The following is a 16,134-nucleotide window of genomic DNA, read 5'->3' as shown; positions in this document are numbered from 1 at the left end:
TTAGTTTCTTTCTCTAATAACTTTAATACCTTGCTTTTCAAGCTCAGCAATATCATCAGCAGGTGTTCTTCCAGCAGTTGTTAAATAATCACCAATAACAAATGCATTTGCACCTTTTTCAAAGATTTTATACTGTTCATCACCAAACATTAACTCTCTTCCACCAGCAACCATTATCTTCATTGCATTTGGAACCATTTTTCTAGCTAATGCAATTAATTCAAAAGCCTCTTCTCTTGAAACTGTATTTTCTACTAATGGTAAAGCTTCATTTGGATGGAAGAAGTTTAAAGGTACATTCATAGGCTCTAATGATGCAATAGATTCAAGCATAGAAACTCTTTGTTCTTGAGTTTCACCTAAACCAAAAATACCACCACAAACAAGTCTAAGACCTACTTCTTTTACATTTTTACATGTTTGATATCTTTCATCCCAAGTATGAGTTGTAACAATCTCTGGGTAAAAGTCTCTTGCTGTTTCAAGATTATGGTTATATGCATCAACACCAGCTTCTTTTAAAGTCTGTAGTTGCTCAACCGAAGCTGTACCATTACATGCAATTAGGATAAGTCCTAACTCCTCTTTTTTAACGGCACGTGCTGCCTCACAAACAAAAGCTAATCTTTTGTCGTTTAAACCTTTTCCTGCTGTTACAAGACAAAAACCATTTGCTCCATTTGCTCTTGCTCTTTTTGCTTCTTCAGCAATTTGTTCAATGGCTTTTTTCTTATATCTTTGAATATCAGCTTTATACTTTACACTTTGTGTACAAAACTTACAATCTTCATTACATGTACCACTTTCTATATTACAAATGGCACATAAAAAAATCTCTTTTGATTTATTAGTTACGCTCATATTTTATCTCTTTTTCTAAAAAACTATTTTCATTTATATTTCTTGAGTAATACTTGATTATATACTCATTTTCATTAATTTCTAACATCACACACTCTATCAAGGGTTTCTCCCTAGCGCAGACTTCCCCTGGATTTAGGAAAAGAGTTCCATTTGTATATTGGCACTCAAAAATATGTGTATGTCCAAAAATCACCACATCACTATCACCTGCATTTAAATAAAAAGGCAAATGCATTAGCTTGAACTTTATATCTTTTATCTTAAAAAGATATGGCTCTTGTTTTATATTATATTTATTAGCATATGACAATAAAGAGGAATCATTATTTCCAAAAACTGATATATATTTAAGGTTTGAATCTTGAAGATGTTTCAAGTTTTCTTCAATACATAAGTCTCCTGCATGAACAAGATATTCACACCCTTTTTCTTTTAGGTGCTCAATCACTTCTTGGGTATAGTCACTCTTATGGTGACTATCCGATAATATACCTATTTTCATCTATTTAGTTGTTTTTTTAGCTGCCGTAGTTTTCTTAGCTGTTGTTTTTGTAGTTGTACTTTTTTTTCTAGTTGTTGTTTTCTTTGCTGGTGCTTTTTTAGCTGTTGTCTTTTTTGCAGCAGTTTTAGATTTAGGGTCTTTTTCTATTATCTCTAATACTTGCTCTAAAGTTAAATCTTCAGCTTCAACACCCTTTGGAATTTTAAAGTTCTTTCTTCCTTTTTTAATATAAGGACCATATCTTCCAGTTAAAACTTGAATTTTTTCTTCTGGGAAATCTTTAATTAAAGCTTTTGCTTTTGCTTCTGAAATCTCTTTTATAACCTCTTTAGCTCTTGCTTCTTCAATAGTATAAGGGTCATCTTCTTTTAGTGAGTAATACGTTGACTTAACTTGTAAATATGGACCAAATCTTCCAATATTTGCTTTAATATCTTCACCCTCATCTGTTTGTCCCACAACTCTTGGAAGAGTAAATAAAAATAGTGCTTCTTCAAGTGTAATTGTATCCATATTTAAATGATCAGGAATAGCAACAAACTTTGGTTTTTCTTCATCATCTTTTGTTCCTATTTGAACAAATGGACCATATCTTCCAACTCTCGCACTAATAGGTTTTCCAGACTCTGGGTCAGTTCCTATTTCTCTAATTTGTAAATAATCTTCTTTATTTACACTCTCTTCTTTTTCATCAATAGTCTTTTTAAATCCACCATAGAACTCATTCATTACTTGTTGCCAAGCAATTTTTCCTTCTGCAATATCATCAAACTCTTCTTCTACACGTGCAGTAAAACCTAAATCTACAATTCCAGGGAAATGGTCAACTAAAAAGCTATTTACAATTTCACCAGTTGGAGTAGGTGCTAATTTTTTATCTTCTGTTTTAACTACATACTCTCTTGCTTGAATAGTTGAAATTGTTGGAGCATAAGTAGATGGTCTTCCAATTCCTTCACTCTCTAACTTTTTAACTAAAGAGGCTTCTGTATACCTTGCAGGTGGTTTTGTAAAGTTTTGCTCTAAATCTAATTTTTCTAAATCTAAAATCGTGTCTTTTTTGATTGTTGGTAAGATTTTTTCACTACTATCTAAAGCACTTTCTGGATTATCACTTCCTTCAGTATAAGCTTTCATAAATCCAGCAAATACAATTCTTTGTCCCTTTGCTTGGAACTCTAACTCTTTATCTTTTCCAGCTTCAATTTTATATGTAGTATTTGCAATAACAGCCGGAGCCATTTGTGTTGCAAGAGTTCTTTTCCAAATTAAAGAGTAAAGTCTAAATTGACTTGGCTCTACATATGCTTTGATGTCACTTGGTTTTAAAGCCATATTAACAGGTCTGATAGCTTCGTGAGCCTCTTGTGCTCCTTTAGCTTTTGACTTATAAGCTCTTGGTTTAGCTAATGAATACTCTTTTCCATATTCAGCTTCAATAACTTCTTTTGCTGCACTTGTAGCAACTTTTGAAAGGTTTAATGAGTCTGTTCTCATATAAGTGATTAAACCACCTGTATGATTTGGAATATTTCCAACATTTCCTTCATATAACTGTTGAGCAATAACCATTGTTTGTTTAACAGAAAGTCCTATTTTTCTACTTGCTTCTTGTTGCAGTGTTGAAGTAGTAAATGGAGCTGCTGGGTTTCTTTTTGATTCTTTCTCTTCAATATCTGCTAATTTGAAGTTAGAAGCTAAGGCAGAAGCTTCAATCTCTTTTGCTTCTTGTTCATTTCTTATTTTTTTGGCTTTTCCATCAACTTTTGCAAGTTCAGCTTTTAACTCTGGATTTGCAAAATTTGACTTTATTTTCCAAAACTCTTCTGGCTCGAAGGCTCTAATTTCATTCTCTCTATCAACGATAATTCTTACTGCAACTGATTGAACTCTACCAGCACTTAAACCATATCTTACTTTTTTCCAAAGTAATGGAGATAATTCATAACCAACTGCTCTATCAAGGATTCTTCTTGCTTGTTGAGCATCTACAAGGTGTTGGTTTACTTCCCTTGGATTATTGATAGCTTCTAAAATAGCATCTTTTGTAATCTCGTGAAAAACAATTCTTTTTAATGGGTTTTTTTCAATTTTTAGTGCAGGAATTAAGTGCCATGCGATAGCTTCTCCCTCTCTATCTTCATCGGCTGCTAAGTAGATTGTTGTATCTTTAGTAATCTCTTTTTTTAAGTCACTAATAACTTTTTTCTTATCAGTTGAAACCAAATACTTTGGTTCAAAATTATTCTCAGGATCAAATCCTAACTTTGACTTTGGAAGATCTCTAACATGCCCCATTGAAGCCATTACTTTGAAATCTTTTCCTAAAAACTTTGATATCGTTTTTGCTTTTGCGGGAGACTCTACTATTACTAAATTTTTCACCAAATCATACCTTACACTAATTTTAAGCTTTGAATTCTAACATAAAAAAATGAAAACTCTATTAAGCTTAATATATAATTATTTCTTCTTCTATTTCTACGTTAAACTCATCATTTATTCTCTGTTTTGCTAGGTTTATTAAAGAGAGTGCATCCTCAAAACTACCTTTGCCATAGTTAACTAAAAAGTTTGAATGCTTTTCACTAAAGCCCATCTCACCTTTTTTAAAACCTTTTAATCCAACTGCTTCTATCAATCTTCCTGCAAAATCACCTTTTGGGTTTTTAAAACAGCTCCCTGCACTTGGAATTTGTGGTTGATTATCTCGCATTTGTTTAAAAAGTTCTGCTTGTTCTTTTGAGAAACCATACTCTATATTAAATACAACTTCATAAACTATTGTATCAATTTTAGTTTCTCTATATGAGTACTCTATATCTTCTTTTTTAATATACCCATCTTTTGTTTTAATAGAGTGAATATAATTAAAAATTTCCCATTCTTTTAGCCCTGCATTCATTTTCACTAAGCCACCTAGACTTCCTGGAAGTTTTCCTAAAAACTCTAAATTTGCTAAGTCATTCTTTTTTGCATATGAAAGTAGCTTTCCAGATTTTGTAGCACAGCCTACATATAAAAGATTATCTTCTTTTCTTATATAATCAAAGGCTTCACCTAAAACTGCAAAATTTGGATGAGTATTTGAAATAAGAACATTATTTGCTCTTCCTAAAATAACATAGTTACTATAATCACCCATCTCATTTATAACTAGAACCTCAGCTTTTGGTCCAATATGTATTGATGAATATTTTGAGAAATCAATCTCTTTAAAATAGTTTTTATACTCTTCTTTATCTTTTGACATTAATTAGCTCTTAGTTCCTCATATTCACTTGGAATTAAAAACTCTTTTGCTTTTACTAAGCTATTATAAAAACCATGCTTATATCCTAGTTCATATAGCTTATCTAAAGCTTCATATTGGATATCACTTAACTGAACAGAGTTATCATTTGCATAAAGGTCTAAATAGTTATCCAAAGTATCAGCATCAACTCTAATAAGACCTTTCTCAAGTAACATTGGAGCTAATACATTTCTATTTTTATTTGCAACATCAACAGCTTTGATTAAAGTGTTTTCATAATCAATTGCATTAGTTAAAGGAAGTGATCTTCTTAAACACATTCCTCCAAGAGGTAATGGCAGACCTCCCCCACTTAACTCTTCCCAAATATCCCACATCTCACGTTCAACTTCTAAATTCTCATCAAAAGTAAGAATTGATTCATGGATTAATACACCAGCATCAACAGTTCCATCTAATACTGCTTGTTCGATATCTAAGAAGTTCATATATGTAATTCTAGCTTCTGGATAAGCTATTTTAAAAAGTAATGCATTAGTTGTATACTCTCCACTAAGCGCTACTTTGAAGTTTCTTTTTAACTTTACATCTTTTTTCTTTACTAACTTAGGACCATAACCTTCGCCAAAAGACACAGCTGTTTTTAAAAGTGCATAATCATCTTTAACAAAAGGATAAAGAGCAAAAGAGATAGCACAAATGTCATACTCACCTTTTAAAGTTGCTTGGTTTAATGTTTCAATATCAGCTGCAATATTCGTAAACTTTGCATCTTTTGGAGTAACCCAACCAAATTTAATCGCATAATACATAAAAATATCATCAGCATCAGGAGAGTGTGCAACACTTATTTCTTTCAAGACTATTCCTTCTTTATTTCATTTTCTATGGGGATTGTAGCAAGTTATGGATTACTTTTTCATTTAATATAAAGTTTGAAAGAAAATTCTACTAAACTGTTTTTAAAACCTTCACTGTAAAAATAGCTCCGTGGTCATTGTTTCTAACATTTATAAATCCATGCATATTTCTTTCAATAATATTTTTTGCCATATATAGACCTATTCCTGTTCCTTGAGTTTTATGTCTAGTAGTAAAATATGGGTCAAAAATCTTATCTAATATCTCTTCTCTTACGCCTCCGGCATTATCTTCAACTTTTACAACAGCGTAACTTTCACCACCTTTTATCTCTATATTAATTTGTGGTTCTTCTACCTTTCTTTCAAGAAGAATATCTTTTGCATTACTGATTAAATTTAAAACAACCTGTGAGAATTCATTTTTATAACCTAAGACTTCACTATCTTCTTTTACATCGAAACTTAGTTCTATACCATGGTATTTTAATGAAGACTCCACAATAAAATATGCATCTTTACAAGCTTTCTCAACAGAGAATAACTCTTTTTCACCTTGAGGTTTGAAGAAATTTTGAAAGTCATCAATTGTTTGAGACATATATGAAGTTAACTTATTTGCTTCTTTAATTTTTAAATCTAAATACTCTTTATTAAATTTTTCAAAATCAAAAGTCACCTTCATATTCATATGTATTGCAGAGATTTGAGCTAAGGGTTGTCTCCATTGGTGGGCAATATTTCCTATCATCTCACCCATTGCTGCTAGTTTACTTTGTTGAATAAGAATTTGCTCTTGTTGAAGTCTTTGTCTTATCTCTTTTTGTATTTTATCTTCTAAGTTTCCAATCACACTATTAATCATATTTTTAAGTTCATTTAGTGAAGTATTATTTGTATTTTGAGTAAGTCTTGTTCCTAAGTTCCCACTTTCAATATTTTCTAAAACCTTCGTTGCATTTTTGATTAAGGCTTCATTTTGGTCTACATTAGTTCTAATATACGATACATTTTTATTAATGATATTAGCCATTTGCCTAAACTCATCTTTTCCATCTATATCAATTCTATTCACTTTTGTCTTTTTATCATTTAAATACTTGAAGAAATCATTTAAACCATTTTGTACTTTATATATTGATTTTAAAATATTATTAGTGATAAACCAGCCAATAATTATTGCAAAAAATAGAGTTAAAGCAATACTTGTTATAACTTCAATCTTAACTTCAGTAGATTTTTTTGAAGCTTGACTATATGCAATAGTTGCATTACTTAAAGACTCTTTTTGTAAAGAGAATAGTTTCTCAACTAAGATATCAAATTGCTTTTTACTAACAGTTGTAACATTTATATATGCACCCTCTTCAAAGCCTTCATTTAAATACTCTTTTGTTTGAAGAATATGTCCTTTATAACTCTCCCACATTTCATAAAGCTCAGGACTATACATTTTCACATTTTGAAAATCTTTATCTAATCTTTTAAAAATCTCTACTAAATCTTTATTTATCTCACTTCTAATCTCTTTATTAGGAGCCATTACTAAAGATTGATTTAACTGTCTTAAACTATATAAAGGAGTAATAATTTTATTTTGTAAAGCTAATACCGCTTGGGATTTACTATGTACTATTTTTAAAGTATCTTTATTATCTTCACTAACTTGTACTGACTTATAACCTAAAACTGCAATAGAGATACAAAGAATTAAAAACAGTATCCCTAACTTTGATTTGATATTCATATTTTTTATTAGTTTCATAGTATTACTTTATTCTTTTTGGCTTGATTGCTTCTTCTAGCTCTTTTTTATACTCTTTTTTTCCTCTAACAGACCAGTGGTTTTTACTTATTTCTATTTCCCATAAAGGTATAATTCCACCTTCATAGGGTTTATATATCACCTCTTTATTTACTGCAATAACTTTATTTAAAGAAGGAACTCTTAAAGTATATGCCTTTTGTCGTGCCCTATGTAAAATATTTTTAACGACCTTTTTATACTCTATTGAAGAAGGGTTTGTAAGAAAATACTGTTCAATATAAGATTGCATTTGCTCATCTTTTGGAATAGTTGACCAGACACTTCCTATTTCATAAATGAAAAATACCGTCCAAGGGTTTTGATAATACCAGTCATCATCACCCCAAATTAAAAGATCCCACTCTTTTTCATTTTTATTTGAGCTTGTTGTTAATAACTCTTTATAGATATCTTTTTCACTACTTGTTATTGTATAGTTTAGTTTCACTCCATATTTTTTTAGCTGGAACTCTATTCCTTTAAATAAAAACATAAATCTATCTTGGGTGAAAACATTTAACTCCAAGCCACTTAATAAAGTCGTTAACTCTTTTTTAGAGTACTTTTTTTCTTCAATTTTAAACTCTTTTGCAACTTGCTCGACGATATCATAATTTATTGAGGTAGTAAAAGGAGAGACCTTACCCTCTTTTTTATATACAAAATTTAATAGTCTTTCTTGGTCAAGGGCTTGATTTAAAGCAACTCTAACTTCATCACTTAAAAGCTTTTTATTTCCATTTATCAAATTAAAAAATATTACAAAGTTATCCGTTGATTTAGAGATAATAAGCTTTGAGTATTTTGATAAAATCACTTCAAACTTTTTATTAAAAGGTATTGGCATTAAGTCTAGCTTGCCTTCTTTTTTAGTGATATCTTCGATAGCTTCATTTACATTAAGTTGTGTATATACCGTTATTCTTTTTATTTTAGGAAACTCTTTATTCCAATAATATGGATTAGCTACAAGTTCTAACTTCTCTGTTTGTTCACTTCCTAAAGCAAAACCTTCTTGTAAAATATATGGTCCCATACCAAAAGCACCAGCTATTTTATTTGCTGTTCCTGTCTCTTTTCCTACAGGATTATATTTTTGTATATACTCTTTTGTATAAAAATAGATTCTTGCAAGGTCAGTTAAAAACATCTCATACTTTTGTTTTAAAACAATTTTGATTCTTTTTTTATCAAGTTTTATAATGTCAAAATCTACTTTATCTATGTTTGTATATAAAAATGGCTTTTTTTTAAAATACTCTAGATTATAAATCACATCATCTATAGTAAAAGCTTTCCCATCTTGAAATTTTAGTTTATCCCTTAAAGTAAAAATATATGTATACTCATCTACTCTTTCATGGGATTTTGCAAGGTCATAAATCCAACCTCTTTTATTATCATATGAACGAATAAGTCCTGCATTTGTAGCTTTTGCAATATATGAATAAGGAATTGAAGGAAGAAATATATTTATATGAGAGTTTGGGTCTAATCTTTGTGCTTTATTTAAAGAGCTTGTATCTTCTCTAAACTCTAACTTTTTTACAAGGTGTGAAGAAGAAAATAAAGAGCAAGAAATCAAACTTATTAGAACTATTACTTTAAACAAAACGATATCCTGTTCCTGATAGGTTATAGATGATGTCCGTAGGAAGTTTCTTTCTTAAATTCCTAACTAGTGACCTTAAGGCACTATCGGTCATAACATCATCTTGCCAAACCTTATCTTGAAGCTCTTCATATGTAGTTATTCTGTTTTGGTTAGAGATGAGAACCCCAAAGAACATCATCTCTTTTTTGTTTAGAAATATAACCTCATCTTTGTATTTTAACTCTTTTTTATCATAATCAAAACTATAGTCTTCATCTACTTTTAGAAAAACTTTTTTATTAATTTCAAGAAGAGAGACACATTTCTCTAAAACCTCAAATAAAGCCTCTAGTTCCACTGGTTTTATGATATATTTTTCCATATGAAGCTCAACTGCTTCAAGCAAATATTTTTTATCTGTATGAGCTGTAATCATAACAATAGGAATTGTTCTATTTGTCTCGCGAACTTTTTTTACAAACTCAATACCATTTAAAACTGGCATATGAATATCACTTAGGATAATATCAGGGTTCTTATCTTCATAAACCGCTAATGCTTCAGCTCCATTAGAGGCTTGAAAAACCTCTTTCACATAATATCCTAGACTATCAGCGATATTCTCTCTAATGCCCACTTCGTCTTCTGCATAAAGAACAGTTAAACTCTTTAATTTCTCTAAAAACTCCTTTTGCATGAAGACTCCTTTTTATTTACATTATAACAAATTTAGTGCTCTGTTTTAACAAATCCATCAGATGAATTAGCTTTTAAATATCTAAGAAGATAAGATGCTTCTTCTTCATCAAGTTTTGCAAAACCTTTCATTGTTCCAAAGATTGCTTCCCATTCCATCATAGAGTGGTGATTTACTTCTGGACCTGCATGACATTGTGTACACATTTCAAAATAAAACTCTTCATGTTCACCCCATACATCAAGTGGGTCATTTGAAGTTAACTCTTTAGCTAGTGTTCCAACTAACTCAACTTCATTTTCATCTTTTTGATTTACTTCAAAACCTTTTTCTACTTTTGCAACTAAAAGCTCTTTTGTTTTAGAAGAGTAAACCTCATCTCCAAACATAACACCTTTAATTGAAACTTTTACATTTTTTCCCATCTCTTCTTTGATAGTTACAGGAACACCTACAAAAATCTTTGCAGTTTTTCCATTATCACCTTTTAAAACAGAATCTTGATAGATAAAGTTTTGCTCTGCATTTACTTGGAAGAAGGCTCCAAGTAAAGCTAATAGTACTATTGTATTTCTAATAATTGTTTTCATCTTATGCTCCTATAATTTTTGGTGGGTTGTAAGCTACATTTGGACTTACAGTTCCAGCTTTTTTAATACTTACAAGCACAGTATTTGCTGTAGTTGCTTGCGCCATTTGTGATGTTGGTCTTGATGATGTTAAAACATTCACTTGACCAGAATTACATCTTACTTTTCTTTGGTCATTTCCGAAGAAAGAATCACCCGCTTCAGCATCTTCAGGAGAGTACCAAGCACCCTCTTCAATTGCTACAACACCATCTCTAATTGTATTTGTCACAACAACACCAGCAAGTAAACTTCCTCTATCATTGTAAACTTCTACAATCTCACCATCTTTTACTCCAAATTTTTTCGCATCATTTGGAGAGATTCTAATAGGTTCTCTACCTTGTACTTTATGTACATTTTGCACCCAAGTATTATCTAACTGTGAGTGAATTCTATATGTTGGGTGAGGAGACACTAAGTGTAGTGGATATTTTTTCACTAACTCTTCATTACCTAACCACTCTGCTGGTTCAAACCACATTACGTGACCTTTAAAGTCTTCATATCCATAAGATGCAAACTTATCTGAGAAGATTTGAATTTTTCCAGTTTCTGTTTTAAGTGCATTGTTTACAGGGTCTTTTCTAAAGGCTTCATGTCTAACAAATTTTGTTGCACTTTTTGGAATATCGTATTTAATAACACCCATTTTCCAGAACTCTTCAAATGAAATTCCCATTTCTCTTTTAGCTGAAGATCTTTTATAAAGTCTTTCTAACCATTGTTGAACTGTTCTTCCTCTTGAGAATCTTCTTCCTTTTCCAAATTTATCTGCAAGCATTGTAAAGATTTCATAATCATCTTTTGATTCATATCTTGGCTCAACAATTTTTTTCATTGCATAGATTCTATCTGCTGAGTAAGACATAGCTCCTGCTACATCATCTCTTTCCATAGTTGTTGTTGCAGGTAAAACAATATCTGCCATTTTTGCAGTTGGTGTCCACCATGGCTCAACAACTACTACAGTATCTAGTTTTCTCATTGCTTCAATAAGTTCATTTACATCTGGTTGGTGGCCAATTGGTGAACCACCTGCACTTAACATAAACTCTACTTTTGGATATTTAATAACTTTACCTTTGTAAGTTACAGTCTCACCTGGTTTATTAATTAAGTCACTCATTCTTGATGCAGGAATAGCAATTTTTACTTTATCTCCTCCACCTTGACTCATTCCACCAACAGTATTTTTACCAGAGTTTGCATCTCCTCCACCTTCATAGTGCATAGAGAATCCAAAACCACCACCTGGTAATCCAACTTGTCCTAACATTGAAGCTAAAGTAATAATAGACCAGTCAACTTGCTCACCATGATGAGCTCTTTGCATAGCCCAGTTACCAGCTATAAATGTTCTTTTTGAAATCATAATATCAGCTAATTGTCTAATTGTTTTAGCTGGAATTTCTGTTAATTTTTCTGCCCACTCAGGTGTTTTCTCAACACCATCTTCTTTTCCTAAAAGGTATGGTAAGAATTTATCAAAACCGTAAGTATATTTTTCAATAAACTCTTTGTCATATTTACCACTTTTATATAAGTAGTTCATCATTCCTAACATTAAGGCAACATCAGAGCCTGGTCTAATTTTAATCCAATCAGCTTTGAACTCTTGAGCTGACATTGTATAAATTGGGTCAATAGAGATTACTTTGATTCCTGCTTTTTTATACTCTTCATAAGCATCAAAACATCTGTGATTATGAACAGAGTACCCTGCTCTATTTGTTTTATATAAATCAGCTCCCCATAAAACCATCACTTCTGTATTTTCAATGATTTGCTCATGGGCAGTTTGAATAGAATAAACTTCCATATCTCCAACAATTGATGGGTTTACTTGTCCTGCTGCACCATTTGAATACTCACCTGATGTTCTAACAGCTCCACCAATTTGATTAAAGAATCTTCCAGCTAATGCATTTGGTTTAAATGCTCCTGGATGAGCCCAACCACCATAAGAGGCATTATAAAGTGCTTCATTTCCACCTTTTTCTTGTGCTTTTTGAATAGCTTTTGCAACTAAATCAATAGCTGTATCCCAAGAAACTCTAACAAACTCTTCTTTTCCTCTTAAATCACCTCTTCCTTTTCCTTCAAGGTAACTTTTTCTAACCACTGGATATTTAACCCTTGAGTCAGAACTGTTTCTATCTGCTAAAGCTTTAACCATCACTGTTGGATTAGCATCAGAATCTAATTGTGAAGTAATATCAACAATTTTGTCATCTCTTACGTGAGCATAAAAAGCACCAAAGTGAGATGCACTTGGAATTTTCTTAGTTCTATTTGCAAACTCTTTTGCAACTGCACCACTTAATGTTCCACTTCCTGCTAACACAGCTGAAGTTGCTGCTCCTACTTTAAGAAAGTCTCTTCTTGAATTGTTCATCTTCAATCCTTTTTTTGATTTATAAAAGAATTGTAAGAAAAAAAAATCGAAAAAAAATCGAATATACATATATTTCCGAATTTATAGAAACAAACAAGCTTTTTAAAGGATTTAACATATAAAAAGCAAAATATTATTGATATAATTAATTTATGAATAGAAAAATTTTAAATGAAGTAAATAAACTAATCAAAGAAGATGGAGCATTAAATACAAACATAAAAGACATCAAACTTTATAAGACTGAAAGCTTTTGTTCTAGAGGTCCTTTAATATATGATGTTTGTTTAGTGCTTGTTCTTCAAGGAACAAAAATTGGCTATCTAAATCAAAATAGATTTGAATACAACAATAAAGAGTACCTAGTAGTTCCCACAACACTTCCTTTTGAGTGTGAAACTATTGCTTCAAAGGAAGAACCTTATATTTGCATGCTAATTTCTATCAATAAAGAGTTGATGTATGAAGTGATTGATTTAATAAGTAAAGAACCAAAACCCTATTCAGACTCTAAATTAGCAGTTTTTAGTGATAAGGTTACAGAAGAGATTGAAGATATAACTTTTAGATTACTAAAGGTTTTACAAGATAAAGAAGAGTCAGAAATCTTAGGAAAAAGTTTATTGAAAGAGCTTTTTTATAGAGTTGCTAAATCAGAAAATGCTCACTTCTTATATAAAATGTTTTTAAATAATAAAACTGAAGCAAAGATAGCAAGAAGTATTAGATTTATTCACAATAATTACCATGATAAAATAGATATTTCAGAGCTTGCAAAAACAGTTGACATGAGTGTTGCATCTTTCCACTCTCACTTTAAAAAAGCAACTTCTTTTACACCTTTACAATATATAAAAAGTATTCGTTTAAATAAAGCTAAAGAGCTTTTAATGAACAATAACTACTTAGTAAATGATTGTGCTTATGAAGTAGGATATGAAAACAGTTCACAGTTTAGCAAGGATTTTAAAAACTATTTTGGCTTTCCACCTAAAGAGGCTAAACCTCTTTAAGTCTATTTTATTGTTAAGTTAAGAATCTCTTTTACTTTATCAAGTGTGATATTTTGATTTTCACCAATGGCAGTCATTCCATGTTTTTCTAAAGCACTTGTAACATTTGATACAACTTTATCATCAATTCCATAATCACTTAAATTTGTTGATACACCAAGAGAGTGGTATAACTCTTCAATTTTTATAATAGTCTCCTGTGCATCATTTATATTAAATACATTTTGTCCCATTTGAAGTAGTTTCTCTTTTTTATCTTCAAACATCACTCTTAAAAGTTGTGGTTGAACTACAGCTAAACTTCTTCCATGGTCAAGCCCATAAAAGGCAGTTAATTCATGTCCTATCATATGTGTTGCCCAATCTTGTGCGACACCTGAACCAATAAATCCATTTAAAGCTTGGTTTGCTAAAAGCATTAAATTTTCTTGCCAATTATAAGTTTCTCTTTTATCCCAATCTTTTGCAAGAGAAACTAAACCTTTTAAAATAGTTTCACTATATCCATCATGTAATAATGACTCATTTGGACAAGTAATATATTGTTCACATGTATGAACAAAAGCATCAACTAATCCATTTGCAAGTTGTCTATCATCTAATGAGCTCATTACACTTGGGTCAAGAACTGCAAATTTAGGAAAAATAAATGGAGAAAAGAAAAATCTTTTTTCGTTTGTCTCTTTTCTTGAAACTACTGTTCCACTATTTGATTCACTACCTGTTGCAGGAAGAGTCAAAATTGCTCCTAAAGGTAAAGCTTCTTTAGGTTCAGCACTTCCATCTAGGAAATCCCAAGTATCACCATCATATAAAGATGCTGCAACTAGATATTTACACCCATCAATTACAGAACCTCCACCAACTGCTAAAACAAAATCTATTTTCTCTTCTTTTACAAGTTTAACTGCTTTATTCATAGTCTCAACTGTGGGATTTGGTTCAACTCCACTAAACTCTAAAAATGTATGCTCATTCAATGCTTTAACAACTTGTTCATAAACACTATTTTTCTTAATAGAACCACCACCATAAACAAATAATACCTTTGAATCTTTTGGAATATAATTTGTGATTGACTCTATTTTATTTTGTCCAAACTCAATAACAGTAGGGTTATGATATGTATATGTCATAAATTATCCTTTCAAATTTTTCTATTATTATATAGATATAAAAACTATTTGCAAATATCAAATCCTACAAATTGTATCTATTTTTCTACAAATTTACTTATTCGATTTTTTATCTACATTTTTTATTTATACTTCCAAAACATAAAAAATAAAACTAGATTATAATTTTTAGTTTTATTTAAAATATTAAATAAAGGCAAGAAAATGAAAGCTACAAAATTAAGTCTTATTGCTATCTTAGCAATTGGTATTCCTTCTATTTCGAGTGCTTCATCTTTACAAGAAGCATTAACAAGTGGAAAAATAAGTGGTGAGTTTGCAGTTACATATGAACAAAGAGATATGGACAATGAACTAGCAAAATGGGGTAACTACTATAATGATACAGATTACTCTGTTGGTTCTTTTGCATTAAAATATGAAAGTGGCGTTTGGAATAACCTAAGTCTAACTTCAAAAGTAAGAGCTTATAAAACAATCTTTGAAGGTGGAGAAGATGAGTTCCATTACCAAGGAAAAGGTGACGCAGCTGAAAGATTCTGGTACAAAGATGGAAGTAGAAGAAGTGTAGATTTAGAAGAGTTATTCTTAGCATATAATTATGAAGCAATTTCAGTTAAAGCTGGTAGACAGTTTATCTCAACAGATTGGATGAATAAAACTCAAGATGCCCTAAGAATTGATGCAAACTTTGATAATACTTCTATTGAAGCTATTTGGTCTCAAAGACACGGTAGAATCTATTCAAGAGATTATAGACCTATGACTAAAATGAATGAAAATAAAGGGGTTTATAAAATAGCTTTAACTCAAAAATTTAATGAAAATATCTCTGCAACTGCTTATGATTTCATTGCTCCTGATAACAGAGATATTATTGGTGGAAAAGTGAATTTAAAATATGGTGATACTTCATTTAGAGCACACTATGCTGTAAATAAACCAGATGATTCTAATGAAGAGGATTCAAGTATTATTGACTTAATGATTAGCACTTCTATTGCTGGATTTACACCTTATGTAGGATATATCCAAATTGATAAAGACCAAGGTTTTACTCACCTTGCAGGAGAGATTATCAATCCTTTTGAAGAAGGAGATCAAATCTATTTAAAAGATGCGAAGACTTACTACTTAGGTCTTAGTAAATCTTTTGGAGATTTAAGTGCTACACTGCTTTATGGAAATACTGAGTATGACAAAGCAGATGAGTCTTATGAACAAGATGAAACTACTTTATGGCTTGGATATAAATTAACAAGTGAATTAAATGCAAACCTTGGGCTTACTCATGTAAATGTAGATAGTAATGATTTAAATGAAACAGATCAAGACCAAGTAAACCTTACGTTAACTTACTCTTTTTAAAAGCTTTAGA

The 16,134-nt window shown here is 30.9% G+C and carries 13 protein-coding genes; 2 read left to right on the top strand and 11 right to left on the bottom strand.

Annotated features, from left to right (window positions below; all coding sequences use genetic code 11):
* From CRV02_RS02415 to CRV02_RS02370, 10 genes are all read right to left on the bottom strand, one after another.
* Positions 1–861: a biotin synthase gene (locus tag CRV02_RS02415; RefSeq protein ID WP_129089013.1), complete on the bottom strand. Its 861-nt coding sequence runs from the start codon at positions 859–861 to the stop codon at positions 1–3.
* On the bottom strand, positions 848–1,366 hold the full coding sequence (locus tag CRV02_RS02410) for a metallophosphoesterase (RefSeq protein ID WP_129084269.1): 519 nt from the start codon (positions 1,364–1,366) through the stop codon (positions 848–850). The genes CRV02_RS02415 and CRV02_RS02410 overlap by 14 nt, the downstream gene beginning before the upstream one ends.
* Positions 1,367–3,751, bottom strand: a complete 2,385-nt coding sequence (gene topA / locus CRV02_RS02405; protein ID WP_129089012.1) for a type I DNA topoisomerase — start codon at positions 3,749–3,751, stop codon at positions 1,367–1,369.
* 67 nt (positions 3,752–3,818) lie between these two features.
* Positions 3,819–4,619 carry a UDP-N-acetylmuramate dehydrogenase gene (locus tag CRV02_RS02400; protein WP_129089011.1) on the bottom strand — a complete coding sequence of 267 codons (801 nt, stop codon included), beginning with the start codon at positions 4,617–4,619 and terminating at the stop codon, positions 3,819–3,821.
* Positions 4,619–5,482 carry a menaquinone biosynthesis family protein gene (locus tag CRV02_RS02395; protein WP_129089010.1) on the bottom strand — a complete coding sequence of 288 codons (864 nt, stop codon included), beginning with the start codon at positions 5,480–5,482 and terminating at the stop codon, positions 4,619–4,621. Before CRV02_RS02395 ends, CRV02_RS02400 begins: the two co-directional genes overlap by 1 nt.
* A gap of 91 nt (positions 5,483–5,573) precedes the next feature.
* Positions 5,574–7,247 carry an ATP-binding protein gene (locus tag CRV02_RS02390; protein WP_129089009.1) on the bottom strand — a complete coding sequence of 558 codons (1,674 nt, stop codon included), beginning with the start codon at positions 7,245–7,247 and terminating at the stop codon, positions 5,574–5,576.
* A 4-nt stretch (positions 7,248–7,251) separates the two neighbouring features.
* A complete protein-coding gene (locus CRV02_RS02385; RefSeq protein WP_164968952.1) occupies positions 7,252–8,901 on the bottom strand; it encodes an ABC transporter substrate-binding protein in 1,650 nt (549 codons plus the stop codon).
* A complete protein-coding gene (locus tag CRV02_RS02380) occupies positions 8,894–9,580 on the bottom strand; it encodes a response regulator transcription factor (protein WP_129089007.1) in 687 nt (228 codons plus the stop codon). The genes CRV02_RS02385 and CRV02_RS02380 overlap by 8 nt, the downstream gene beginning before the upstream one ends.
* 32 nt (positions 9,581–9,612) lie before the next feature.
* Positions 9,613–10,170 carry a hypothetical protein gene (locus CRV02_RS02375; protein ID WP_129089006.1) on the bottom strand — a complete coding sequence of 186 codons (558 nt, stop codon included), beginning with the start codon at positions 10,168–10,170 and terminating at the stop codon, positions 9,613–9,615.
* 1 nt (position 10,171) lies between these two features.
* The gene (locus CRV02_RS02370) at positions 10,172–12,607 is read right to left on the bottom strand and encodes a molybdopterin-dependent oxidoreductase (protein ID WP_129089005.1); all 2,436 of its coding nucleotides are present in this window, start codon (positions 12,605–12,607) and stop codon (positions 10,172–10,174) included.
* 152 nt (positions 12,608–12,759) lie between these two features.
* Between CRV02_RS02370 and CRV02_RS02365 the strand changes: the two genes are divergently transcribed.
* The gene (locus tag CRV02_RS02365; protein WP_129089004.1) at positions 12,760–13,620 is read left to right on the top strand and encodes an AraC family transcriptional regulator; all 861 of its coding nucleotides are present in this window, start codon (positions 12,760–12,762) and stop codon (positions 13,618–13,620) included.
* A 2-nt stretch (positions 13,621–13,622) separates the two neighbouring features.
* Here CRV02_RS02365 and CRV02_RS02360 read toward each other — a convergent pair whose 3' ends face one another.
* Positions 13,623–14,756 (bottom strand): iron-containing alcohol dehydrogenase, encoded by a 1,134-nt coding sequence (locus CRV02_RS02360; RefSeq protein ID WP_129089003.1) that lies wholly within the window; start codon positions 14,754–14,756, stop codon positions 13,623–13,625.
* A 204-nt stretch (positions 14,757–14,960) separates the two neighbouring features.
* Between CRV02_RS02360 and CRV02_RS02355 the strand changes: the two genes are divergently transcribed.
* The gene (locus CRV02_RS02355) at positions 14,961–16,124 is read left to right on the top strand and encodes an Opr family porin (RefSeq protein WP_129089002.1); all 1,164 of its coding nucleotides are present in this window, start codon (positions 14,961–14,963) and stop codon (positions 16,122–16,124) included.
* The last annotated feature ends 10 nt before the right edge of the window (positions 16,125–16,134 follow it).

The organism is Arcobacter sp. CECT 8989 (assembly GCF_004116715.1).
Classification (GTDB): domain Bacteria; phylum Campylobacterota; class Campylobacteria; order Campylobacterales; family Arcobacteraceae; genus Halarcobacter.
The sequence above is the reverse complement of the archived record's forward strand: the minus strand, read 5'-3'. Positions and strand labels throughout refer to the sequence as shown.

Coding starts and splice junctions, on each gene's coding strand:
- CRV02_RS02355 (WP_129089002.1), top strand. CDS start 14,961: ATGAAAGCTACAAAATTAAGTCTTATTGCTATCTTAGCAATTGGTATT.
- CRV02_RS02400 (WP_129089011.1), bottom strand. CDS start 4,619: ATGTCAAAAGATAAAGAAGAGTATAAAAACTATTTTAAAGAGATTGAT.
- CRV02_RS02390 (WP_129089009.1), bottom strand. CDS start 7,247: ATGAAACTAATAAAAAATATGAATATCAAATCAAAGTTAGGGATACTG.
- CRV02_RS02360 (WP_129089003.1), bottom strand. CDS start 14,756: ATGACATATACATATCATAACCCTACTGTTATTGAGTTTGGACAAAAT.
- CRV02_RS02410 (WP_129084269.1), bottom strand. CDS start 1,366: ATGAAAATAGGTATATTATCGGATAGTCACCATAAGAGTGACTATACC.
- CRV02_RS02375 (WP_129089006.1), bottom strand. CDS start 10,170: ATGAAAACAATTATTAGAAATACAATAGTACTATTAGCTTTACTTGGA.
- CRV02_RS02370 (WP_129089005.1), bottom strand. CDS start 12,607: ATGAACAATTCAAGAAGAGACTTTCTTAAAGTAGGAGCAGCAACTTCA.
- CRV02_RS02365 (WP_129089004.1), top strand. CDS start 12,760: ATGAATAGAAAAATTTTAAATGAAGTAAATAAACTAATCAAAGAAGAT.
- CRV02_RS02380 (WP_129089007.1), bottom strand. CDS start 9,580: ATGCAAAAGGAGTTTTTAGAGAAATTAAAGAGTTTAACTGTTCTTTAT.
- CRV02_RS02415 (WP_129089013.1), bottom strand. CDS start 861: ATGAGCGTAACTAATAAATCAAAAGAGATTTTTTTATGTGCCATTTGT.